At 59.5% G+C, this 19,405-nt stretch carries 17 protein-coding genes; 1 reads left to right on the plus strand and 16 read right to left on the minus strand.

What is annotated here, in order from left to right; all coding sequences use genetic code 11:
* Positions 1-17: 17 nt before the first annotated feature.
* Positions 18-1,013: a GlxA family transcriptional regulator gene (locus BUA94_RS19330; RefSeq protein ID WP_073015216.1), complete on the plus strand. Its 996-nt coding sequence runs from the start codon at positions 18-20 to the stop codon at positions 1,011-1,013.
* 27 nt (positions 1,014-1,040) lie between these two features.
* Here BUA94_RS19330 and BUA94_RS19335 read toward each other — a convergent pair whose 3' ends face one another.
* The 16 genes from BUA94_RS19335 to BUA94_RS19410 all read right to left on the minus strand — a co-directional run bounded on the left by BUA94_RS19335 (position 1,041) and on the right by BUA94_RS19410 (position 19,094).
* Positions 1,041-2,051, minus strand: a complete 1,011-nt coding sequence (locus BUA94_RS19335) for a LysR substrate-binding domain-containing protein (protein ID WP_073015008.1) — start codon at positions 2,049-2,051, stop codon at positions 1,041-1,043.
* 140 nt (positions 2,052-2,191) lie between these two features.
* Positions 2,192-3,538: an NAD(P)/FAD-dependent oxidoreductase gene (locus BUA94_RS19340; protein ID WP_073015009.1), complete on the minus strand. Its 1,347-nt coding sequence runs from the start codon at positions 3,536-3,538 to the stop codon at positions 2,192-2,194.
* Between the two features lie 144 nt (positions 3,539-3,682).
* The gene (locus BUA94_RS19345) at positions 3,683-5,191 is read right to left on the minus strand and encodes an aldehyde dehydrogenase (RefSeq protein ID WP_073015010.1); all 1,509 of its coding nucleotides are present in this window, start codon (positions 5,189-5,191) and stop codon (positions 3,683-3,685) included.
* A gap of 3 nt (positions 5,192-5,194) precedes the next feature.
* Entirely contained in the window at positions 5,195-6,112 is a 918-nt protein-coding gene (locus tag BUA94_RS19350; protein ID WP_073015011.1) for a dihydrodipicolinate synthase family protein, read from the minus strand.
* Between the two features lie 101 nt (positions 6,113-6,213).
* Entirely contained in the window at positions 6,214-7,509 is a 1,296-nt protein-coding gene (locus tag BUA94_RS19355; protein WP_073015012.1) for a TRAP transporter large permease, read from the minus strand.
* A gap of 6 nt (positions 7,510-7,515) precedes the next feature.
* The gene (locus BUA94_RS19360; protein ID WP_175558087.1) at positions 7,516-8,034 is read right to left on the minus strand and encodes a TRAP transporter small permease; all 519 of its coding nucleotides are present in this window, start codon (positions 8,032-8,034) and stop codon (positions 7,516-7,518) included.
* Positions 8,035-8,102: 68 nt separating this feature from the next.
* Positions 8,103-9,119 (minus strand): TRAP transporter substrate-binding protein DctP, encoded by a 1,017-nt coding sequence (gene dctP, locus BUA94_RS19365; RefSeq protein WP_208980175.1) that lies wholly within the window; start codon positions 9,117-9,119, stop codon positions 8,103-8,105.
* A gap of 309 nt (positions 9,120-9,428) precedes the next feature.
* Complete coding sequence (gene kdgD, locus BUA94_RS19370; protein ID WP_073015014.1) at positions 9,429-10,334, minus strand: 5-dehydro-4-deoxyglucarate dehydratase; 906 nt, start codon at positions 10,332-10,334, stop codon at positions 9,429-9,431.
* Positions 10,335-10,402: 68 nt separating this feature from the next.
* Positions 10,403-11,608, minus strand: a complete 1,206-nt coding sequence (locus BUA94_RS19375) for a pyridoxal phosphate-dependent aminotransferase (RefSeq protein ID WP_073015015.1) — start codon at positions 11,606-11,608, stop codon at positions 10,403-10,405.
* Between the two features lie 92 nt (positions 11,609-11,700).
* A complete protein-coding gene (locus BUA94_RS19380) occupies positions 11,701-13,338 on the minus strand; it encodes a hydantoinase B/oxoprolinase family protein (RefSeq protein WP_073015016.1) in 1,638 nt (545 codons plus the stop codon).
* Between the two features lie 14 nt (positions 13,339-13,352).
* On the minus strand, positions 13,353-15,443 hold the full coding sequence (locus tag BUA94_RS19385) for a hydantoinase/oxoprolinase family protein (protein ID WP_073015017.1): 2,091 nt from the start codon (positions 15,441-15,443) through the stop codon (positions 13,353-13,355).
* A gap of 175 nt (positions 15,444-15,618) precedes the next feature.
* Positions 15,619-16,464, minus strand: a complete 846-nt coding sequence (locus BUA94_RS19390) for a transporter substrate-binding domain-containing protein (protein ID WP_073015018.1) — start codon at positions 16,462-16,464, stop codon at positions 15,619-15,621.
* A 40-nt stretch (positions 16,465-16,504) separates the two neighbouring features.
* Entirely contained in the window at positions 16,505-17,155 is a 651-nt protein-coding gene (locus BUA94_RS19395) for an amino acid ABC transporter permease (RefSeq protein ID WP_073015019.1), read from the minus strand.
* 9 nt (positions 17,156-17,164) lie between these two features.
* Positions 17,165-17,833 (minus strand): amino acid ABC transporter permease, encoded by a 669-nt coding sequence (locus tag BUA94_RS19400; RefSeq protein WP_073015020.1) that lies wholly within the window; start codon positions 17,831-17,833, stop codon positions 17,165-17,167.
* Between the two features lie 10 nt (positions 17,834-17,843).
* Positions 17,844-18,584: an amino acid ABC transporter ATP-binding protein gene (locus BUA94_RS19405; protein WP_073015218.1), complete on the minus strand. Its 741-nt coding sequence runs from the start codon at positions 18,582-18,584 to the stop codon at positions 17,844-17,846.
* A gap of 36 nt (positions 18,585-18,620) precedes the next feature.
* Positions 18,621-19,094, minus strand: a complete 474-nt coding sequence (locus tag BUA94_RS19410) for a RidA family protein (RefSeq protein WP_073015021.1) — start codon at positions 19,092-19,094, stop codon at positions 18,621-18,623.
* Positions 19,095-19,405 lie beyond the last annotated feature (311 nt).

Raw genomic sequence — 19,405 nt, forward strand, 5'->3', positions numbered from 1 at the left:
GGCAGAGAATGCAGACCATGAAGGCCCCAAGGATACCCAAGCTTCGCGTCGGTTTCATTCTTGCCCCGAGATTCACGCTCTCGGCCTTCGCCAATTTTGTCGATATTCTGCGCCTGGCGGCAGACGATGATGACAGGTCGCGGCCGATCAGATGCCAATGGCAGGTCCTGTCCGATACTGGCCATCCGGCCCGCTCCAGCTCGGGGATCGAGATACGCCCAGACGCCCCTTTGAGCCGCCCGAAAGACTACGATTACATCGTTCTGGTTGGCGGCCTCCTGAACGAGCAATCCCGGATCGGCCCGGAATACATGGATTTCCTCAGATTGGCTGCCGAAAGCGGTGTTCCGCTCGTCGGTCTGTGCACCGGCGTCTTCCTGCTGCACGAAGCAGGTCTCCTGGATGGCTACAAGTGCTGCGTGAGCTGGTTCCATCATGAAGATTTTCTGGAGCAATTCGAGGGGCTTACACCAATCTCGGACCAGATCTTCGTCGCCGACAGAGACAGGCTGACCTGCGCCGGAGGAGCCAGTTCCTCCCATCTGGCAGCCTTTCTTGTCGACCGGCATCTCGGCCGGGCGGCAGCGCAAAAAAGCCTGCATATCATGATCATCGATGAGGCTCAGGTTGCCGAGAACCCGCAGCCAGGACTTCCGCTTGAGTTGCGCACCCAGGATCCGATCGTGCGCAAGGCTTTGCTCCGGATTCAACAGCGTCTCCAGAACCCCTATTCAACCAGCGAATTGGCAAAATCCCTCGGGGTCAGCAGCCGCAGTCTCGAGCGGCATTTCCAGTCAGCCCTGAAACTGTCACCCTCTGCAACGGCTCAACGGATCCGGCTTGCCCGGGCCAAATCCCTGATCGAGAGAACAGACCGGACCATCACCGATATCGCCCACACGACCGGCTTCAGCGATGCCGCTCATTTCAGCCGGACCTTTTCAAAACTGGAGGGAATGGCACCTGCGGCCTACAGAGCGGCCAGGCGCAGCACTTCGCAGGACGCCGATTAGGGCGATCAAGCTTCGGCACCGAGGAAATCAGGATTTCCCGGTCAGATTATAGGTATGAAGGACCGTGCCGGAGGCGCCAACAGGGGGCCTTCCCGGCTCACCGTCATTGATCTTTTCGGCTTCGGCAAGCACAAGATCGAGGAAAAGTTGCAGCCAGGGGCGCGCAACTTCGCGGCTTCCGAGTTCCACATAGTTCATGCGGTCAACCCGCAAGGCATGTGGACTTGCATAGCAAAGGGACCCGTCCTTCAAATGCCCTGCCACCAGGTGCTTCCAGCCGAGAATAACGCCTTTGCCGGAAACGGCTGCATCCACAAGCAGCGGATAGCTGTTCGACTGCATGCCGCCAGCCTGGCGCTCAAGCTCTGCTCCATTGGCCTTGAACCAGTTGCCCCAAGCCAAGGGCAACCAGCCGATTGCCTTGGAACTCCAGTGTTTTTCGTGGAGGTGGATAAGCTGGGCCCGGTTCAGATCAGCGGCTTCAGGAAAGGGGCCGTTCTGCTCGTAATAAGAAGGGCTGCAAACCGGCTGGACGATTTCCGGAAACAGGGAATAGATCTTGCTGCCGACTTCAGACCGCTCATTGCCGCAGACGAAGGCAAAATCAACGTTCTCGTATTTGCGCAAGGAGTCGTCTTCATCCGAAGCCAGAACTATGACCTCGACTTCCGGCGCCTGCTCCTGAAAGCTGGAGATGATCGGCAGCAAGAAGAGGGAAGCAACACCGGTAGTCGCCGAGATCGTGATGGTGTCGCGTGACTGGGTGCCGGTCAGGGCCTCGATGGAGTTGCTGAGGACATCCAGACCTTGCGCTACCGAGTGAAGAAGATATTCCCCCTCCCAGGTCAGTTCCAGGCCTTCGGTGTTGCGATGAAACAGCTTGCAGGACAGGCTCTGCTCCAGCAGCCGGATGTGCTGGCTGACGGCAGCCTGAGTGACATTCAGCTCGCTTGAAGCCTTGGTGAAACTCAAGTGCTTTGCCGCAACCTCGAAGGTTGCCAGAGATCCGAAGGAAGGAAGCCGTCTACGCTTAGTCATCGCGCCCTTACAAGTCTTCGCCAAGGTGGAAGGTTGATGAATAACCCCACTATACGCGTCCGGGGACAATTGGCCAGACGAACGGAAACCAGTTCGCCATCTCGAAGATTTCCTTCACGAGAACAAGATCTTACGAGTTCTTATTCGCGCGAAGCCTTGTGTTCGCGCCAGCACAGATAGGCATTGGCGCCGAGGCTGCCGAAAGGCTCCGGCGGCAGACGGCGCGGTTCTGCCTCTGCCGCGAAAAAGGCCGTGACTTCACTGGTCTTGTCCATGGCCATTTCTGCCGCCGCGATCCCGGCAAGCGTGCCGCGGGTCGTGCCCAGGCCGTTCTGGACGCAAGCAGAGAACAGGCCCGGCTCCAGCTCCTGAACAACGGACACGCCGTTGGACGACAGGCACAGATGACCCGACCATTCATACTGCATCGGGAAGCCCGTCAGTTGCGGATAGCGCTCGTCGAACTTCTGCCGCATGACGCGACGGGCGCGGTTGAACTGGCTCTCCAGCGGCTCCATGTCCGGCCGATAGACGGCAAAGGAGCGTGTGACCATTCGATTGCCTCCCTGCCCGCTGTCGATGCGGCGCATGGTCGTGCCCATCGGGTCGGCTGGCGTGATGCCCCAGCGCGGCTTGCCGCCCAGCCGGGCCAAAGCATCCGCATCCATCTCCGCGCTCATGGCGGCAAAGAGGAAGATGTGCATCAGGCGTCCACGCTTGAAGCCGAAACTCTCCAGATGGCCGTTGGTTGCCAGAATGACCTTGCCGGCACGAACCGTGCCGCCCGGGGTTTCAAGACGCCAGGACCCGCTTTCCTTCTCGAGGCTGCGGACCGGGCTTTCCTCGGCAATGCGAACACCGTCCCGTTCAAGACCGGCGGCAAATCCCCGGACATAGCCTGCCGGCTGGATCAGCACGGTGCCCGGCGTGTACAGGCCGGAGAAATAGTGGCGCGATCCTGTCAGCTCATGCATGGCCTTTGCATCCAGCAGCTCGCTGTGCTCGCCGAGATGCGCAAGGTGCTCGCCATAGCTCAGGTTCGACTTGTGCGCGTTTTCGGAAACCGCGCCGTTGATCTTGCCGCAACGGTCGAAGAAATGCGGGCTCATGCCGTAGCCGCTCACAATCGACCCGGCGAATTCGATTGCCTGGCGGTTAAGCGTGGTTAGCACACGGTCCCGCTGCGCCTCGTCGCCTGCGTAATCCTCGGACGTGAGTTCATGAGGCAAATCAATCATGAAGCCAGAGTTGCGGCCAGCAGAGCCTTCGCCGACCCGCCCCGCTTCTAAAACGGCAATCTTGATCGACGGGTCATGGCGATGGAGCCAATGGGCAGCCGTCAGACCGGCGAAGCCGCCGCCTACGATTGCGATATCCACGTTGGTGTCCCTATCGATCGGCAGGGGCACACGGGAATTGGGAAGAATGGCGGACCAGCCTGCCGGTCCTTGATGCACAGGAAGACGCCGGGCTACGTGCTTGTTCATGCAGCCAGATCCTTAAAAAGCGATGCACACAGGATCGCGGTTTTCGAGCCAATCTTGCGGTGCGCCGAGGGGGACCGGAGCCACATAGGCCCCGGCCTGTCTTCGCATCGCAGACTGTTGGGTCTTTTGCTTTTGTCGAGCGGCTCAGCCGACGGTCTGATCCACCGGATCGCTCAGATCCAGCCAGATGGTCTTCAGCTGGGTGTATTGATCGTGGGCGTGGATCGAGTTGTCGCGGCCGCCGAAACCGGACTGCTTGTAGCCACCGAACGGGGTCGAGATATCGCCTTCCCCGAAGCTGTTGACGGTGACGGTTCCCGCCCGCAGCGCACGCGCACCACGGATGGCCCGCTTGACGTTGCTGGTGAAAATCGACGCCGCAAGGCCGTATTCGGTGTCATTGGCAACGGCAATTGCCTCTTCGAAGGAAGAGACGGTGATCACGGTCAGGATCGGACCGAAGATCTCTTCCTTGGCGAGCAGGTGATTGTTGCCCGGGACATCGACGATGGTCGGCTCGACGAAAGCCCCTTCGACGGTCTTGCCGCCGAGGATGACCTTGCCGCCATCCACCTTCTCGAGATAGCTGCTGACCTTGTCGAAATGAGACTTCGACACGAGCGCTCCGACGCGGATGGACGGATCCAGCGGATCGCCGACATTCCATTCCCGCGCATGAGCCATGACACGCTCCAGCAGCGCGTCCTTGACGTCCTTGTGGACGATCAGACGCGATGCGGCAGAGCAGTTCTCGCCCATGTTCCAGAAGGCGCCATTCACGACATGAGCAGCCGTCACGTCCAGGTCCTCGGCATCATCCATGACAATGCAGGGGTTCTTGCCGCCCATTTCCAGGACCACTTCCTTGAGATTGGTCTCGGAAGAATAGTTGAGAAACCGGCGGCCGGTTGCCGTGGAACCGGTGAAGGACACCATGTCAACGTCCGGATGGCGGCCAAGAGGTTCGCCCACCTTGGAGCCGCTGCCAGTGACGATATTGAGCACGCCGTCCGGAAGGCCTGCCTGGGAGGCAAGCTCGGCAACACGCAGCGCCGTCAACGTGGTTTCTGCGGCGGGCTTGATCACCAGGGAGCAGCCAGCAGCCAGCGAAGGACCGATCTTCCAGGCCAGCATCAGCAGCGGGAAGTTCCAGGGCAGAACCAGACCGACGACACCGACCGGCTCACGCACGATCATGGCAATGTGGTTGTCGGAAGCGGGGGCGACCTGATCGTAGATCTTGTCGATCAGTTCGGCATGCCATTTGATGCAGTGAATGGTCTCCGGAACGTCGACGGTTTCACAGTCATAGATGGTCTTGCCGGAATCGATGCTTTCCAGAACCGCCAGTTCGCGGCTGTTGCGCTCCAGCAGCTTGCAGAAACGGATGAGGACTTCCTTGCGCTCACCCGGGTGCAACCTGGACCAGCGGCCATCTTCAAATGCCTCGCGGGCCTTCTCGACCGCCAGATCGACATCCTCCGGGCCGCAGGCCGCAATTGTGGTCAGAACCTTGCCGGTGGCCGGGTTGGTCGTCTCGAACGTGTCGCCGGACATGGCGGGACGGAACCGTCCATCGATGAAGGCGTTCTGCGGCAGCACCAGGCTGGCCGCGATCGCTTCATATTCTTCGCGGGTCAAAAGATCGGACATGGTTCAGTTTCCTGCCTTGATCGCTGAAATGGTCGTCTTGAGCGTGCGGATGACCTGCTCAAGCTCGCGTTTTTCGTCTTTGTTGAGGCCCTTGAGCGGCGGACGGAGCGGACCGGTGCGCAGACCCGTCACTTCAACCCCGTGCTTGACGCACTGAATGAACTTGCCGCCCTGTTCCAGTACGCGCATGAGCGGCATCATGGCCGACATGATCCGGCGGCCCTTGGCAAAATCACCGTTGAGAACGCAGGTCTCATAGAGATAGACATGCTCTTCCGGCAGGAAGTTCGAGCCAGCGCAGATCCAGCTCCGTGCGCCCCAGGCAAAGAACTCGAGTGCCTGATCGTCCATGCCGCAGGACATCTGAATGTGCGGATAGTCACGGGCGAGCAGATGGACCCGGTTAATATCGCCGGAGCTTTCCTTGATGCCGATGACATTGCGCGACTTGCCGACCCGGTTCAGGAACTCCACGCCCATCTCCACGCCCATACGGCCCGGATAGTTGTAGAGGATGATCGGCAGGTCGGCGGCCCGGTCGATGGCCAGCGCGTTCAGCGCATTTTCCTGTTCCGTGGGAACGGAATAAGGCGGCGTGCCAAGCAGAAGGCCGCTCGCCCCCAACTCCTTCGCCCCTTGGGCAAGCGCAATGGAATCCGGCGTACGCATAGCCCCTGTGCCGATGAAAAGCGGCAGACGGCCATTCAGCCGTTCATGGGTGAACTTGGCAAGGGCAAGCCGCTCCTCGACCGTCTGCGCATAGTTTTCGCCCGTGGAGCCGCCGGAGATGAGACCATGGACGCCGGAGCTGACCAGATGCTCGATCAGGTCGGACAGAGCATCCAGGTCAAACTCACCAGCGTTGGTCATGGGTGTGACGACGGGGGTATAAATACCCTCCAATTTGAACCGAGGTGACATGTCTCGTGTCTCGCTGTTGAAATGTATTCTTGTCTTGGGAGGCCCGGCGGGCTGCCCCGCCCCTGCGGGATCAACCGGCCGGGCGTCTTGTCATCACCCGGCTACATGAACCCCAGTAGACGCGGGAGGAACAGCGCCAGCGGAGACCAGTAGGTCGTGACCAGCATCACCGGGAAAGCGGCGAAGACCATGAAGTAGAGCGCCGGTCCGATCACCTGGGACATGCCGACCTTACCGACCCGGCAAGCCATGAACAGGATCGGTGCCATGGGTGGGCTGTTTGCACCGATCACCACGCTGGTGCCGATGATGGCCGCGAAGTGGATCGGATCAACGCCAATCTTCGCCATGACCGGAACCATCAGCGGGCTCAGGATGGCAATGACACTGACGTCATCCATGATCATGCCAACCAGGATCAGGAAGATGTTGACCATCAGCAGGATCAGGATCGGGCTCTTGAACGTGTCCAGGAGAATGTCGGTCAGCTCCTGAGGCACGCGCTCCAGGGTGAAGATACGGCTGGCGACGAAGGAGAAGACCAGGATCACCATGATCACACCCGTCGTGGTCGCTGCATCAATCACAGCCCGAGCGATCTTGGCCATGTCCAGCTCGCGGTAGACGAAGAGACCGACCGGAACCGCATAGACGAAGGCAACCGCTGCCGCTTCCGTCGGTGTGAAGACACCGCCATAGATACCACCGAGAATGATCACGGGCAGCATCAGGGCCGGAATGGCATAGAACCCCGTCTTGCCGGTTTCCCGCATACGCTCGCCAAGCGGCATCTTTTCATCATTGCCACCAAGATGGCGGCGCACATGGATGGAGTTCAGGATGGCCAGCAGGATCATCAGCAGGATGCCCGGGCCGATTGTTGCCAGAAAGCAGGCAGCAACCGACTGACGAGTGACCACGGCGTAGAGGATCATCGTAATGCTTGGCGGGATCAGAAGGCCAAGCAGAGAGGACACCCCGAGCAGCGCACTGGTGTAGCCCCGATTGTAGCCATGCCGTTCCATCGGTTCGATCATGATCGACCCGATCGAGGCGACCGCTGCAGACGCCGTTCCGGAGATCGCGCCGAAAACACCGCAGGCCACCACCATGGAAGTGCCCATGCCACTGCGCGACTTGCCCACCAGCGCCTCGACGAAGGCCACCAGCCGGTGAGCGATGCCACCGGATTGCATCAGATAACCGGTCATCACGAACAGCGGCAGCGCAACGAGAATGACCGAGTTTACCGACCAGAAGCCGGTCGTCATGAGAGAGGAAATGTCCACGTCATAGAGAATGGACAGGATCAGGGTCATCGCGGCGAAGGAAAACACGACGGGAACGCCGAGCATCATCAGCACAACAACAGCAACAATGGCGAGCAAAGCACCCATCTTACATTACTCCACGTCAACAGGTGCAGACTTCGCGGACGCACCCAGACCCTTGATCTCAAGGAAAAGGTCACGAACGAGATAGATCACGAAGAAGATCGATGCGACGAAGAGGCTCGACTGGGAGACAACCCACGGCACAGCAAAGACAGGCGTCGACTGGCCCTTCTGGAAGCCCCAGGCGGCAAGATCATAGGTCCAGGTCACGACCATCAGCGCGACACAGAGTGAAATCAGCGTCGACAGGATCGCGGCCCAGCGATGCACGCGCGGGCTTCTCGTGATCACATTCACGAAGTCTGCGGCAAGATGGGACCGGTCACGCGACGCCATCACGGCGCCGAGCATGTAGAACCACATCACTGCCAGAAGCATTACTTCCTCGAGACCGAAGATCGGCTTGCCGAGGATTGCGCGGGAAAAAACCCCGACCACCATAATGAGCGCAACCGCAAGGCCCGACAGGATTATGATGGGTTGAAAGAGTGTCACGACCATCCGGTCGATGGTTTTCAGAATAAACAACATAGCCTCCCCGTGTTGCCGAATATGAACCCGGCCGGGTGATGATCACCCGGCCGAAATCTATGCGGTCACTTCGGGAGGGATGCGTTCTCGCGCACCTTGTTCATGATGTCTGCGCCGAGCTTCTCTTCAATTTGCGGCCAGACAGTTGCGCGGACTTCGTTGATCCAGGCGAGCTTCTGCTCGGCAGACGGCACGATGTATTCCATGCCGGCTTCCTTGGCCGCGGCGATCCACTTGTCGTCTTCGGACTTGGCGTCCTTGAACTGCTTGTCGATGATTGCCTGAGCCGTGGAGCTGATGATCTCACGATCCTCTTCATCCATCTTTTGCCAGGTTCCGCCGTTCATCAGCAGAGCATAAGACGAAAAATTGTGAGAGGACTGGACGAAGTAGTCCAGCTGATCTCGGAAATATTCGTAGTCCCAATAGATCACGTTGGAGGAGTCGCCCTCGACAACGCCGACCTGCAGAGCCGTATAGACTTCCGCCCAATCAATCGGGGTCGCTTCGAAGCCCATGGCCTGAATGGTCTGCGGCAGCGGGAAGATTGGCTGAGAACGGACCTTCATGCCGCCAGCTTCTTCCTTGCTCAGCGCATAACGGCCCTTGGTCGCGATGCCGCCGAAACCTTCCGGATAGGGGCCAAAGTACTTCAGGCCCATGTCGGTATAGACCGGCTCGACAACTTCACGCAGCCAGCCGTCCTTGCCATAGGAGCGGATAGCGTCGTCCCAGTCGAGAACCAGATAGGGGATGTAATTGACACCGACGCGCTCGTCATAGGACGTCTGCGGCCAGGTGATCATCATGTGAACATTGCCCTTCACCAGCTGGTCGAACAGTTCCTGCTGGCCACCCAGTTCGCCCTGATAGAACACGTTCACCTTCATGCGGCCGCCAGACTTCTCCTCGATCTGGGCAGCCCAGTCCTGCATGGACTTGCCGAGCGGAGAGTCACGGTCTCCGGCTTCGGAAGTCAGGACGAGTTTGTATTCCTGATCACTCGCCATGGCAGAACCCGGCAGGGCAGCAAGGGTAACCCCAACAATTGCAGTAGAAATTCCTTTTGCAATCCAGTCCATGATTTTTCCCCTCATTATGTGAGTTATCTAGCGATATTCCGCCAGTAATCATGGGTGCGCAAACGAGATTATTGTGGTGTAAAGCAAAAGAAAATACTTATACCACCTAGATTCTGGAAGTTTCAAATTTTTCAATTACATAGAAACCAAATATCCATGACGCAGGTGCAGCAAAATGCCCGGGCAGCAGGACGCAACGTCATCTCAAACGTCCAATTCATAACATGCTATGCAAATACGCGTTTTGGGCTCCGGCCTCATTTTTGAACATGCCCACGCGACATAAGCCGCGCGGGCAAGAAGTCAGGCTCAGCGCTTGTGCGCACCGATGAGCACTTCCATCATCTTCATTTCTTCCGGGGTCAGATCCTGCAGCGGAGACCGGACGGGACCGGCATCAAATCCTTGCAGGCGGACCCCGGCCTTGATCGCAGAGACCGCATAGCCCTTGGCCCGGTTGCGGATCGCCATGAAGGGATAGAAGAAGTCCTTCAGGATCGTCTCGCACCTGGAGCGCTCACCCGCCCGCAGCGCCTTGTAGAACTCGACGGCAAGAGCCGGCACGAAGTTGAACACGGCAGAGGAATAGGTGGTGAAGCCTGCACCGAGATAGGCTTCGGCAAAAAGCTCGGCAGTCGGCATGCCGCCCAGATAGGTCAGCCGGTCGCCCATCTTTGCCGTGATCTGCCGCACCAGCCCGATGTCGCCTGTTCCGTCCTTGAAGCCGACCAGATTGGGACACTCGTCGCACAGCCTTGCCAGAGTGTCGGCCTGAAGCACCGAATTATCCCGGTTATAGACCATCACGCCCATACCCGTTGCCTGACACACTGCCTTGATATGACGGTAAAGGCCTTCCTGCGGCGCATCGATCAGGTAGTGCGGCAGAAGGAGAATACCGTCCGCCCCAGCCTTCTCGACGGCCTTTGCGATCGAGACGGCTGTCCGCGTGCCATAGCCACAGCCAGAGACAATCGGCGTCTTGCCAGCAGCTTCCTTTGCAACGCGGACGATCTGCGGGATCTCCTGCGGTTCAAGGGAAAAGAATTCGCCGGTGCCACCTGCGGCAAACAAGGTCGCGGCCTCGAAGCCGGACAGCCAGTTCACATGGTCAGCGTAACTATTGGCGTTGAAGTTCCCTTCCGCATCAAAATGCGTGACGGGGAACGACAAGAGGCCAGCGCCAAGGGCGTGTTTCAGATCTTCGGTTTTCATTTCAGTTATCCTCCTTTGCGCAGACAAGGTGCTGCCCTGACTGCTGATGTTGGTCTTGAAGTGAGAGATCAGGGCTTGAGAGAGTTCACCATCCGGGCGATCCGGGCACAGGCCGCCTCCAGCTCCTGGTCGGAAGCAGCAATCGACAGGCGAATGAAGCCGGGCGCTCCGAATGCGAGGCCTGGAACACTGGACAGGCCGAATTCCGTCAGAAGATGAGAGGCGAAGGCCGGATCATCTGCCAGAACCTCGCCTGCAGCAGTCTTGTAGCCCAGCAGTTTTCTGACGCCGATGAAGGCATAGAAGGCGCCGTCTGGGGGTGTGAACTCCAGCTCTGGGATCAGCGCGAGCCGCTCTGCAACGATCATCGCCCGGCCCGCGAAGGTCTGCGCGCCCTTGCCGACAAAGGACTGATCGCCGGTCAGGGCCGCAAGGGCTGCCGCCTGGACCACAGGGCAGACGGACGTCACGCTTTGAGACTGCATCTTGTTCAAGGCGGCCATCAGCTGCCGGGGACCAGCTGCATAGCCAACCCGCCAGCCGGTCATCGCATAGGCCTTGGACACCCCGTTCACGATCAGGGTGCGGTCCCGGAGCGCCGGACAGGCCGCGCCGAAAGACACGAAAGGCACATCGCGCAGCAGCACATGCTCATAGATCTCATCCGAGAGAACGAGGATCTGCGGATAGCGGCTCAGAACGGCTTCCAGCGCAGCATACTCGGCGGCGCTGTAGATGGCGCCGGTCGGGTTGGACGGAGAATTCAGCATCAGCCAGCGGGTGCGGGGCGTAATGGCCGCCGCCAACATGCCGGGCGTCAGCTTGAAACCGGTCTCCGGCCCACAATTGACATAGACCGGCTTGCCACCATGCAGGGAAACGATATCGCCGTAGGACACCCAGCACGGGGTTGGAATAATGACCTCGTCACCCGGCTCCAGAGTTGCCAGGAACACATCGAACAGGATCTGCTTGGCCCCGTTTGCGACCATGATCTCGTCCGGCGCATAGGTCAGACCGTTCTCGGTCCTGAACTTGGCGGCAATCGCCTGGCGCAGGTTTTCCTGACCTGCCGGAACGCCATACCGGATCCGGCCCTTCCGGATCGCCTCAATTGCCGCGTCTGCGACATGGGCTGGCGGCTCGAAATCCGGCTCTCCCAGCGAGAGATCGATGATGTCTCTCCCCTCGGCAGCCAGTTTCTTGGCCGCCATCGCGATCGCCATGCTCGGAGAAGACTTGATGCCCGCTGCCCGACTGTTTTCGAATGTCATTCTCGCATTCCTCGAAACTGGAAAGAGGAGGCAGGACGAGGCGATGCCCCGCCCTGCCGGTCAGGCGCTCGATGGGGACGCGCCTTGGGAGGTCAATTGGCCGGGACGTAGTCGAAATCCCGGTCGCGTTGCGATGCCTCAGCCTCCCGCTTGTCCGCAGGGCCATAGCCGCCGCCGCCAGGAAGCTGGAGGATCAGACGGCGGCCGGCAGGAACATGCTGCCGTCCTTTCGAGGCAAGGCGCTGACCGTCATCAAGCAGAACCGCGCCAGCAGCGCCGTTCTCACCGCCTTCCCGGCCACGGGGCGGATGATCGACCCGGTCGAACATGGCGTTGAAATGCATCTCATGACCTGGGGCCGGAGAGATCTCGACGACCTGACCAAGGCCACCACGGAATTGTCCCGCACCGCCCGAGCCATCCCGCAGCTCCTTGCGCCAGAAAATCACCGGCCCGACATGTTCGGTCGCCTCGATGGACATGGAATGCACGCCGCTCGGAAACGCCGTAGCGCTCAAACCGTCGAGGCTGGACCGCGCACCGGCCCCGCCACTGTTGAAGAGCAGAACTTCCGCGCGCTGGCCGCCATCAGCCGGAGCACCCTCTCCTTGAAGCGGACGCACGCTGACGTGAAGGTTCCAGAGGGCCCCTGCCCCTTCCGCCGGCACCTTGCCCGGCAGCATCTTGTGAACCGCACCCAGCACGGCATCAGGCACGAGATGACCCAGCACATGCCGGACAGACACCGGCGCCGGATGCTTGGCATTCAGAATGCAGTTTTCCGGCGCAATGACGCGGAACGGCAGAAGGGATGCATGGTTATTAGGAATTTCCGGCGCGATCGAACATTTCATGCCGTAGCAGGCATAGGCTGCCGAGTAGATGATCGGGCAATTGATGCCCTTCGGGCTTGGCGGCGACGTACCATCGAAATCCGCAAGGATGTGATCCACCCCGACATCAAGGCGCACGGAGATGTCGATTGGGGAGCCATAGCCATCCACCCGCATGACATTCGAATAGGAGCCCTTCGGCAAAGCCGCGATCCGTTCGATCGTCGCATCGTAGCTGCGCTTGAAGATGAATTCACCGAGCTCTTCCAGATCGTCGAGTTCGAACTCCTCCATCATGTCCATCAGGCGGCGATGGCCGATCTCGTTGCAGGCAGCAAGCGAGTAGACGTCTCCGACAACCTGATGGCTCTCGCGAACATTGTTATGCAGAATGTTCACGAGGTCCTTGTTGACCGTTCCCCGCTCGGCGAACTTCATGATCGGAACGAAGATGCCTTCTTCATAGACTTCGTTGGCATCCGGCCCGAAGCCACGCCCACCGACATCCACCACATGGGCGGTACAGGCGAAATAGCCGACAAGCGCACCATTCTTGAAGCTGGGCGAGACGACCGTGAAGTCGTGAAGGTGGCCAGTTCCCTTCCAGGGATCGTTGGTGATGTAGACATCGCCTTCGAAAATGTTCTCCGGTCCGATGTCACGGATGAAGTGGCCGACGGCTTCCGCCATGGCGTTCACGTGACCTGGCGTGCCGGTAACTGCCTGGGCGATCATCTTGCCGCCCCGGTTGAAGACACCGGCGGACAAGTCACCGGACTCGCGCACACTGGTGGAGAAGGCAGTCCGGATCAGGGTGACGGCTTGTTCTTCGACGACGGAGATCAGCCGGTTCCACATGATCTGCATGTGGACGTCGGAAAGTGCGTTGGTTTTCATTGGGTGTCCTCCGTTCAAGCGGCCTGCTTGACGCGTACGAGAAGGCAGCCATCAACCTGCATGATGACTTCGCGGCTGGCGGTGATGATGGTCGAAGTTTCACGTTCAGTGATGACGGCAGGACCAGAGACAAAGTCCCCCGGCTTCATGTCGGCGCGTGCGACGATAGATGCCTGCTGGAAACTTCCTTCCTGGACGTCGAAGATTTCGCGGGTTCCACTGACCTTGGCCTTGCCTGTCTTTTCCAGCGTGCCGATGCGCTCTGGCGGAGCGACCTTGGACGTGGCCCGAAGGGACCAGCTGACGATCTCGACATCCAGACCATCGATGACCCGGCCGAAGAAATGCTCGTACTGGGTATCGAACAGGGACCGGAACAGGTCACCATCCGCCGCCGAATAGTCCCGCACGTCGATGGTGACCGGCACTTCCCAGCCCTGGCCGACGTAGCGCATGTAAGCGGTGCATTCGAGATCCGGATCTGCATCGGGAGCGCCAGAGCGCACGAAGGATGTTGCTTCTGCGATCAGGTCAGAAATGGTCTGATTGATTGCACCGGCTTCAAACCGGCTCAGGCGGCTATAGGCACTGCGCACGCTTTCGAAGCCGAAGGGGGCCCGAAGGAAGCCGATGGCCGAACCGACGCCTGCTCCCGGCGGAATGATGAGGTCCGACATGCCGAGCTTTTCGCACAGCCGGGCCGCATGGATGGGCGCCGCGCCGCCGAAAGCGATCATGGTGAATTCTGAAAGTTCCTTGCCGTTTTCGACCGCGTGCATGCGGGCGGCATTGCTCATGTTCTCGTCGACCACTTCGCTGAGGCCATAGGCAGCGGTCGAAACATCCGTTTCCAGCTTGGCCGCAAGATCCGTGTGCATCGCCTTGTCAGAGGCCGGCCGGTCAAGCTTCATCGCCCCGCCAGCAAATTCGTCCGCATCCAGACGGCCGAGAATGAGGTCGGCATCCGTGACAGTCGGATTTTCGCCGCCGCGTCCATAGCAGGCAGGCCCCGGCTCAGATCCGGCACTGTGCGGGCCGACCCGGATCTGGCGCATGCTGTCGATGGTCGCAATGGAGCCGCCGCCTGCACCGATCTCGACCATTTCGATCACCGGAATGGAAATCGGCATGCCGCTGCCCTTCTTGAAGCGCCATGTGCGCGCCACTTCGAAGGTTTTGGAAGTCTTCGGCGCCTGGTTCTCGATCAGGCAGATCTTCGCCGTGGTGCCGCCCATGTCGTAGGACAGGACCTGGTCGAGGCCGTAGCTGCTGGCGATATGGGCCGCAAAGATTGCCCCGCCCGCCGGGCCGGATTCCAGCAAGCGGACAGGAAACTCGATCGCGCTTTCAACGCTGATGATGCCCCCACCCGAGTGGATCATGAACACCGGGCAGCGCGTGCCTTCTTCCGTCAGGCGGCCAACCAGCCGGTTGAGATAGGAAGCCATCAGCGGCTTGACGAAAGCGTTGGCGCAAACCGTATTGAACCGCTGGAATTCGCGCATCTGCGGCGAGACTTCCGAGGAAATCGACACGGAAATCCCGGGTTTCAGAGCGAGCAGGCGATCCCGCACTGCCTTTTCATGAGCCCCGTTCAGGTAGGAATGAATGAATCCGATCGCGACGCTCTCATAACCCGCTTCGATGATCCGCTTGCACAGCGCATCCACTTCAGCCAGATCCAGCGGCTTGAGCACAGACCCGTCCGCGCCGATCCGCTCATCCAGAACAAAGCGTTCGTTGCGCGGCACAAGCGGCGCCGGCAGCACGATGTCCAGATCATATTGCTCGAACCGGCTTTCCGTGCGCATCTCGATGACATCGCGGAAGCCCTTGGTGGTGATGAAGGCGGTCCGGGCGCCGCGGCGTTCGATCAGGGCGTTGGTTGCGAGCGTTGTCCCGTGAATGATCGTGTCGATCTCGGACAGCGCCACGCCTGCCACTTCGGCCACCTGGCGGATCCCCTTGACGATCGCGTTTTCCGGGAAGGAATAATCGGTGAGCACCTTGATTGAATGGAGCGTGATGCCGACCTCCATCGCAACGTCGGTGAAGGTGCCGCCGATATCGACACCGACCCTGATCTGCTTGCCATCTTTCGCCATTTTCTTGACTCTGCTCCGTAGTCGAACTTCCTGCCCGCACCGCCCCGGAGGACGTGTATTCGGCATGCGGCGGGCGTTCCCCGCCCGCATTGCGTGGCGGAGGCAAAAGCTCTTCGATTGTTGATTTTCTGAGGGGCCCTGCGCAGCAACCTGAAGGCTGCGCAGGGCTGTGACCTTATTCCTTGCCGGTGAAGTCAACCCCCGGCAGGGTCGTGGGAAGCTTGGCGCGGTCGGAGCCAATCCACTTCTTGTAGAGTTCGTCCAGCACACCGTCTTCCGTGTGGCGGGCGACGAAATCATTCAGGAAATCAAGCATCTCCTGATCGCCCTTGCGGACGGCCATGCCCTGGAAATTGTCGGCGACCTTGTACTTGCGCTCGAAGGTATCGCCATTGCCGGTCTGGTTGATGACCAGGCCGTAGGTCACGCTGCCCAAAATGGCATCCACCTGACCGGACAGAAGAGCCTGCACCGTGGTCGCATCGTCATCGAACCGCTTGATCTGCGTGTTTGCGGGCGCAACCTTGACCAGCAGCGGATCGAAGGCACTGCCCCGGTTCACGCCGATCACGTAGTTGCCCAGATCGTCATTGCCCTGGATCTCCGCATCGTTCTTGCCCCAGACCGTGATGTCATTGGAGGAATAGGGGATCACATATTGAATGACCTTCGCCCGTTCTTCCGTGATGGTCATGGACGGCACGAGGAAATCGACATTGCCATTGACCAGAAGCGGGATGCGGTTCTGACCGGTAATGCGCTCGAACTTCACATCGACGCCCAGTTCCTTCGTGATCAGCTTCGCGATCTCGATATCGAACCCGTCGTTCTGACCATTCTGGTCAATGAAACCCCAGGGGAACTGGTCCATCTGCACGCCGATGGTCGCTGTACCCTTGGCCTTGATCTCTTCCGGTGTGACGGCCTGTGCTGCCGGCGCAAAGGCCGTGGCTGTCAGGAGCAGGGCCGCCAGGCCACCCAGTACCTTGGACCGTGAAAATGTCGATGCTTTAGTCGTCATAGTCTCACCTCTGGTTGATTTTATTAGCATTCTTTCTTGCTTACCGAGCGGCGTTCAGCCGCCGTTCGATCCTTGCGCTGCAATAGGTCAGGGGGACGCAGATGCAGAAATAGATCAGCGCAACCGCGCCATAGACCTGCAGCGGCTGAAAGGTGATGTTCGCCATCAGCTGGCCGGAGCGGGTCAGTTCCGTCAGGCCCAGGAGAGCCGCCAGGGCCGTTCCCTTGATCAGATTGACGAGGAAGCTGATGGTTGCCGGAAGCCCGATGCGGAAAGCCTGGGGCAACACGACATCGACCATCCGGTGGACATATCCGATGCCAAGGGCCCGGGCGGCTTCGCTCTGGCCATCAGGGACCGCCTGGATGCTGCCGCGCCAGATCTCACCCAGAAATGCACTGGTATGAAGCGACAGGCCGATGGTCAGCGCCACCCAGACGTCCACCTTCAGCCCCAGCAACGGCAGGCCGAAATAGACGAAGAAGAGCTGGATCAGCAGCGGCGTTCCCTGGAAAACCTGGATATAGGCCGCAGTCACCATGCGCAGCAGCTTCCATTTGCTGGTCCGGCCCAGTGCCACGGCTAGTCCGAGGGCGCCCCCGACGGTGAAGGCCAGCAGCGAGAGGACAACCGTCCAGCGCGCGCCTTCGAGCAGGAACAGGAACTCTCCCCAACCAAATTGACGGATCATCTCAGTGCCTCACTTTGTCGGATAGGAGAAATAGACCCTGCCGATCAGGCTCAGTACGGCAGACAGGACCTGGGACAGCGCGAGATAGATGACACCGAGCGTGAGATAGATCTCGAAGCTGCGGAAAGTCTGGGAATCCAGCGTCTGAGCGTAGTAAGTCAGCTCTTCCGCCGAGACGGAGGACACGAGACTGGAGTTCAGCATCAGGAGGATGAACTGGCTGCACAGGGCCGGATAGACGGCTCGGATCGCCGGGCGGAAGACAATGAAGCGGTAGATGTCCGCCGTATGCATGCCGAGAGCCCTGCCCGCCTCGATCTGGCCGGGACGGATGGACTGAACGCCGCCGCGTACGATTTCCGCTGCATAGGCCGCGCAGTTCAAGGTCATCGCCAGGATCGCCGCCTGTTCACCACTCAACCTGATGCCGATTGCCGGCATGCCAAAGAAGACGAAGAACACCTGGACCAGGATCGGTGTGTTGCGGATCAGCTCGATGTAGCCGACGGCCACCGTGCGCAGGCCCGGTCGGCCACTCATCCGCATCATCATGAAGATGATGCCGAGGCCCAGGCCGAAGACCATCGACAGCGACGACATCCGAAGCGTGCCCATGATGCCTTCGAGCAGGGTCGGCCACGCGGCAAAGACTGGGGCAAAATCGAACGTGTAATTCATCGCCCCCTCCTCAGTGATTGAGAATCTGGCCGAGGAACGCTCTGGTCCGCTCGTGGCCCGGATTGCTGAAGAAGGCTTCCGGCGCCGCGCTCTCGATGATTTCGCCCCGGTCCATGAAGATCACGCGGTGGGCAACGGCCCGGGCAAACCCCATCTCATGGGTGACGCAGATCATGGTGATGCCGTCGTCCGCCAGAGAGATCATGGTGTCGAGCACCTCCTTGACCATTTCCGGATCAAGCGCGGAGGTCGGTTCGTCGAAGAGCATGACTTGCGGGTCCATGCAGAGCGCCCGGGCGATGGCAACACGCTGCTGCTGACCACCGGAGAGCTGCGCGGGATATTTGGCCGCCTGTTCGGCGATATGCACCCGCTCCAGGTGGCGCATGGCCTTGTCTCTGGCTTCAGCGACAGACGTCTTGCGCACCCGCCGCTGGGCAAGCATGCAGTTCTCGAGAACAGTCAGATGCGGAAAGAGATTGAACTGCTGAAACACCATGCCGACGTCACGGCGGATGTGATCAGCGTTGTTTCCCTGAGGTCCCAGCTCCGTGCCATTGACGAAAATCGCCCCCTTCTGGATTTCCTCCAGATGATTGATGCAGCGGATCAGGGTGGATTTGCCCGAGCCGGACGGTCCGCACAAAACGATGTGCTCTCCGCGGGCAACGGTCAGATCAATGTCCTTGAGGACGTGAAGCGGGCCAAACCACTTGTTGACGCCAATCATCTCGATGGTTTTGTCCGACATGCTGGACCGGTCCATGCCAATTCCCCTTTTGTGTTCTCAAGCTTTGGCTGCAACTTCGAAAATGGCATCGACCTCGACAGAGGTGCCGCGCGGAAGGGAACCGGCACCAAGCGCCGTTCGCGCATGCCGCCCCTTTTCGCCGAAGATCTGAACAAGAAGATCGGACGCGCCATCGATCACCGCCGGATGCCCCTTGAAATCGGCAGGCGCATTGACGAACCCGCGCAACTGGGCACAGGCGATCACCCGGTCGAGGTCTCCATCCAGCGCATGGTTCACGCGTGCCACAAGGTTGAGGGCACAGAGCCGGGCCGCCTGATACCCCTCTTCCGGAGTGACCTCCTGTCCGACGACACCTGCGTAATGCTCAACACCATCGATCCGGGGGATCTGGCCTGAAATGAAGAGAAGGCTTCCGACAAGCCGGTATGGGACATAGTTGCCCGAGGCCGGTCCGATTGCGGGCAATACGACGCCCAGCTCGGAGAGACGTGCAGAAACGACACTCATAGCGACAATCCATCTGATTTTACTGGGCGCCCTTTGGACTGCCCTGTTCCCCTGGCCCTTTACCTGGCGATCTGCTGTGAAGCTTCCGTTCGGTGTGAGCGCTGTTTTGTGGGATTAGAATTCTTGAAATAGTACCTCTTGTCAATAGCATTCAAAGAGATACTATCTCTAGACAAGTTTCCAGCCGAGAGACTTTCAACTAACTGATACTTATATAAAAATTTCCATGAACGCGATGATATCTGCGAAATCTCACTGCATTCCGAAAAAAATAATTTTGAGAAAACGAATCCAAATTCCTCGCTGCGAGA

Origin of the sequence: Roseibium suaedae (assembly GCF_900142725.1) — a bacterium.
Classification (GTDB): domain Bacteria; phylum Pseudomonadota; class Alphaproteobacteria; order Rhizobiales; family Stappiaceae; genus Roseibium; species Roseibium suaedae.